Source organism: uncultured Clostridium sp., assembly GCF_934754915.1.
Taxonomy (GTDB): domain Bacteria; phylum Bacillota; class Clostridia; order Clostridiales; family Clostridiaceae; genus Clostridium.
Window position 1 is genome coordinate 1 of record NZ_CAKVKB010000200.1, and the last position, 4,778, is coordinate 4,778.

Annotated in this window: 4 protein-coding genes and 1 pseudogene; 4 read left to right on the top strand and 1 reads right to left on the bottom strand. The window is 27.6% G+C overall.

All coding sequences use genetic code 11. The features are described 5' to 3' along the window. The 4 genes and pseudogenes from Q0F58_RS17290 to Q0F58_RS17305 all read left to right on the top strand — a co-directional run. Window positions 1-384, top strand: a pseudogene (locus tag Q0F58_RS17290) (APC family permease); the annotation flags it as partial. Window positions 385-423: 39 nt separating this feature from the next. Beyond that, on the top strand, window positions 424-1,695 hold the full coding sequence (locus tag Q0F58_RS17295) for an aspartate aminotransferase family protein (protein WP_294379113.1): 1,272 nt from the start codon (window positions 424-426) through the stop codon (window positions 1,693-1,695). Between the two features lie 64 nt (window positions 1,696-1,759). Further along, complete coding sequence (locus Q0F58_RS17300; protein WP_294379114.1) at window positions 1,760-2,755, top strand: phosphotransferase enzyme family protein; 996 nt, start codon at window positions 1,760-1,762, stop codon at window positions 2,753-2,755. A 15-nt stretch (window positions 2,756-2,770) separates the two neighbouring features. After that, window positions 2,771-3,112 carry a P-II family nitrogen regulator gene (locus Q0F58_RS17305; RefSeq protein ID WP_294379115.1) on the top strand — a complete coding sequence of 114 codons (342 nt, stop codon included), beginning with the start codon at window positions 2,771-2,773 and terminating at the stop codon, window positions 3,110-3,112. A gap of 97 nt (window positions 3,113-3,209) precedes the next feature. Here Q0F58_RS17305 and Q0F58_RS17310 read toward each other — a convergent pair whose 3' ends face one another. Continuing rightward, on the bottom strand, window positions 3,210-4,058 hold the full coding sequence (locus Q0F58_RS17310; RefSeq protein WP_294379116.1) for a helix-turn-helix transcriptional regulator: 849 nt from the start codon (window positions 4,056-4,058) through the stop codon (window positions 3,210-3,212). Window positions 4,059-4,778 lie beyond the last annotated feature (720 nt).

A 4,778-nucleotide genomic window follows, 5' to 3' on the forward strand; every position in this document is an offset into this window, starting at 1 on the left:
ATTGCAGATGGAATTATTGTAATTACTGGTTATGCTAATTCTAGTGGATTAAATAATATGATTTTAGCTGCTTCTTGTTTCTGGCTTACATCATATATTTTAACACATTTGACAGTCTTGTCATTGAGAAAGAGATATCCAGATGTCAATAGAGTAAAAAAACTTACTCTGGCAGGTATTCCACAAATTTTAGGAATATTAGGAAATATTTATATGATATTTAATATAAGTTCAGATATGGAATCTAAAATTCAAATTTATAAGATTTTTGCAGCATTATTTGTAATATTGTTTATTTATGCTGTTACTTGGGTAAAGGTAGTTATGAAACAAGATTTATTCACATCTTATAATATAGAAAATTTAAGTAATGGAACAATTTAAACAAAAAGAATTTAAAAATTATTGTAAGGAGAGATAAAAATGACAATTAAAGAATTATTTCAAAAAGACAAAAAGGAAGTATTTAATGAATCTATGACATATTGGAACAGCGGAAAGACAAAAGAATGGTTGGATTTAGGTATTGATTTCATTATGAATAAACGTGAAGGATACTACTTCTGGGATAGAGATGGAAAAAAATTAATGGATGTCCATATTAATGGCGGCGTATATAGCCTAGGTCACAGAAACAAAGAAATAATAGAAGCTCTAAAGGAAGGTTTAGAATATGTAGACATGGGAAATCATCATTTTCCATCTCCATTTAAAGCTGCGTTAGCAAAAGAACTTATTAAAGTATCTCCAAATAATATGAAACATGTTATCTATGGTTCTAGTGGTGGTGAAATTGTTGATTTGGCATTAAAAAGTGCAAGAGCTGCTACAAATAAAAAGAAAGTAATTTGTGTACAGAATTGTTACCATGGACATACTGGTTTATCAGTTGCAGCTGGTGCAGATCGTTACTGTAAGATTTTCCATTCAGAAAACCCAGATTTTATCAAAGTACCTTTTAATGATATTGTAGCAATGGAAAAAGCATTTCGTGAAAATGAAGGAATTGCATGTGTTATTATGGAGACAATTCCTGCAACATATGGTTTTCCTATTCCTAAAAAGGGATATTTAAAAAGTGTAAAGAATTTATGTGAACAGTATGAAGCATTATATATAGCTGATGAAGTTCAAACCGGATTAATGAGAAGTGGAAAAATGTGGTGTATCCAACATCATGATGTGAAACCAGATATTATTGTAACATCAAAAGGCTTAAGTGGAGGGATTTATCCTATTTCAGCAGCTATTTTAAGTGAAAAAGCTTCATATTGGATGACTAAAGACGGAAGTGCTCATATGGCTTCTTATGGTGGAAGTGAATTAGGTTGTATTTGTGCGCTAAAAGTATTAGAAATTATTCAAAGAAAAGAAACTATAGAAAACATTGAATTTTTATCTACATACTTGCGTAAAGAATTAGAAAATATTCAACAAGAAAATCCAGATACCTTTACTGGAATAAGACAGCAAGGAGTTATTATGGGATTAGAATTTGCAGGTGAAAAAGGTGCAATTCCTGTTATGCAACATCTATACAAAAATGGTGTATGGGGTATTTATTCACAATTAGATCCTCATGTACTACAATTTAAGCCAGGTATTTTATGTACAAAGGAATATTGCGATGAATTAATAGAAAAAATGTCATATAGTATTAAAGAAGCAAAAGATGATATCTTATTGTCAAAATAACTAAATAAAACTAAAAACTATTATTAATCTCTTTAAAACACAAGTATAGAAATGAGGTGTAGACATGGCATTTGAAAATATTGAATTATATAACAAAATTGCAAATAATGCTTTAAAAAACTATGGATGGAAAAGTACTCATAAACCTGAACTTATTGTATTGTCTGAAAATGCAACCTATATGATAAAGGAAAAAATAACTGGGAAAAAAGATGGTGTTTTACGAATTAGCAAGCCAGGCTATCATACTTTAGAAGAATTGCAATCTGAATTACAATGGTTACAACAAATAAATGACTATACTCCTCTACAAGTAGCAAATCCAATTAAAGGGATTAATGGAGAATATATTCAAATTGTTAAAGGTGATGATGGAGATAATTATTATTGTATTGTTTGTGAATATTTAACGGGAAAAGCTCCTGATGAAGGAAACATTGATGCAATGAAAAAGCAATTTAAATATTTAGGAGAAACAACTGCCTATCTTCATCGCCAAACAGAAATCTGGAATGGAACAAAACATCTAAATAGAATTGAAATGAATTATGATAATATGATTGGAAAGTATCATATATGGGGAAGATGGCAAGACTATCCTGAAATGACTGCTGAAGCAGAATCATTATTTACTAAAGTTGCTGCAATTATTAAAAAGCGATTACAACGTTATGGAAAAAATGAAAATAATTACGGATTAATTCATGGAGATTTGCGTTTGGCTAATTTATTAATTGATGGAGAACAAATTAAAGTAATTGATTTTGACGATTGTTCTTTTGGTTGGCATTTGTCAGATTTAGCTTCTGCATTAACTTTCATGGAAGAAAAACCTTTTGTAGCAGACTTAATAAATGCATGGTTATATGGATATAGATCGGTATTGCCTTTTACAGATACTGATTTTGAAGAAATTGATACTTTTATCATGCTTAGACGCCTACAAATTATGGGATGGCTTGGAAGTCATACACATTTAGAAAACTTAGAAGAACTAAAAGATGGTTATATGGATGGAACCATTATATTAGCTGAAAGATATGTAAGAATGTTTGGATAAAAGGAGACTATGTTTATGAAAGAACTTGAAATTGTAATACCACCTGAAAAATTAGAAAATCTAAAACGTATCTTAAATCACCATGGAGCCAAAGGTATGATGATTATGAATATATTTGGTTATGGAAAACAAAAAGGAAATAAGCAGATATATACAAGGGATGATATGCAAGGTGTAAATTTAATGCCAAAACTAGATATAAAAACATTTGTAGAAGATAAATATGTAGAAGAAATTATTAAAACTATTTTAGAAGAACTAAATACTGGAAATTTTGGTTCTGGTAAAATCTTTGTGAAAAATGTTGAAGATGTAATAAAGATTAGAACTGGAGAAAGAGGAATTGAAGCTTTATAAATAAATGAGGATACAGCACAATAGTTAGTGTTGTATCCTTATTTGTTCTTTCATTTATTATATAATAGCCAAAATTTTAATATTAGTCATTACTTTTCTATAAAATATAATTAGAATGAATAACTTTGTTATTGGGTGAAAAGAAATGATTATTTTTTATTTTATTTGCAGTAATAGAAAGATATTTCTTAAAGTGTTTGTTCATATGTGATTGATCTGTATATCCATATTCACAGGCAACTTTTAATAAATTAATTTCTGGTACATTTTGAATAGAACAAATAACATTTTGAATCCTATAAATATCTAAAAAAGATTTTGGAGACAAACCAATTGTTTCATTAAATAATTTTTCAATATATCTAGTACTATACAAAGTTTCTTCACTAAGTTTATTTATAGAAATTTCCTCATTTTTATTGATTATTTGAAAAATACAATAATCTAATAATGCTTTCTTTTCAACTTTTTGAGATTTCTTTCTTTGTAGATGAGAATAAAAAATGGAAGCTTTGTCTTGTAAAGAATCAGCACAAAAGATATGATCATACAACTCATTTATATTTTTACATAATGGTACAAAATCAACCTGCATATCTCGGATTTCTTTTGCATTAATATTGAAAAAATCCCGAAATCCACTAGGCGAGAATCTTACTCCAAATATATAATGTTTCTTTAGAATATCAAAGCCTGTTAGTTTTGTACCTGTCCCAATAATAAAAGAGTTAATGGAATTATCATTGATAATAAAAACAATATCTATACATCCATCTGGTAAAATAGGAATAGACAACATGTTCTCTTCCAATGGAAAAATTTCATAAAAATAATAAATAGATGGATCAATAGCCTGATAAATTAACATTTTTTCTGAATAACCAGGTGCGTTTAAAATAAGTCCAGGCTGTGTGGGCAAAGTAATATTTTTATGTGATATTTTCATAAATATCCTCCTTTCAGGAACTAGAGATGATAAAATCATATATTTTTAAAATAAAAAAGCAAGAGTCTCCAACAAAATTGCGCCCTTGCTACTTACCATTATAATTTTAAATATCCATTATATACGGCTATTTTAGCATAAGCAAATAATAAAATCTAGTAAAAAAACGAACACTTTTTTCATAATTATTTTTTCTCAGATTATTAGCTGACTTAGATATTAAAATAAATTAAAATGTATATTTATCATATTTCTTTAAATATTTCTTTAGATATTGTATTATCAATTTTTTACTTAATTAAAGTATATAAAACTTGTATTATCATTATATTTGAATATCTATCAAATCAATTCTTTTAAAATTTTCCTTAATAAATAATAGTATACAGAAAATGTATTATAATAATACATAAATAAAAGACCCACAAAAATGATATGCTCCCTGTAAATTAAACAAAGAGCATATCATTTTCGTGGGTTTCATGGTGGAGGCGACCTGTACATTACCCACATCCACAAAAATTTTCATATTAAAATAACATAGCCATAACACAATGCACATAAACTTTTATAAAATGCTATAACATTAAATAAATTTTAGCTATTAAAAAATCCCATAAAATAAGGCTTTAGATGATACTATAACGTAAGCGCTTAATAAAACAGTATCTTCCTTAGTGTTATGGTTAATGTGATAATTAGGTAAATTAGACTTTTTCA

Excerpts from the sequence above, each read along its gene's own strand:
- Q0F58_RS17300 (WP_294379114.1), top strand. The coding sequence starts at position 1,760 with ATGGCATTTGAAAATATTGAATTATATAACAAAATTGCAAATAATGCT.
- Q0F58_RS17310 (WP_294379116.1), bottom strand. The coding sequence starts at position 4,058 with ATGAAAATATCACATAAAAATATTACTTTGCCCACACAGCCTGGACTT.
- Q0F58_RS17295 (WP_294379113.1), top strand. The coding sequence starts at position 424 with ATGACAATTAAAGAATTATTTCAAAAAGACAAAAAGGAAGTATTTAAT.
- Q0F58_RS17305 (WP_294379115.1), top strand. The coding sequence starts at position 2,771 with ATGAAAGAACTTGAAATTGTAATACCACCTGAAAAATTAGAAAATCTA.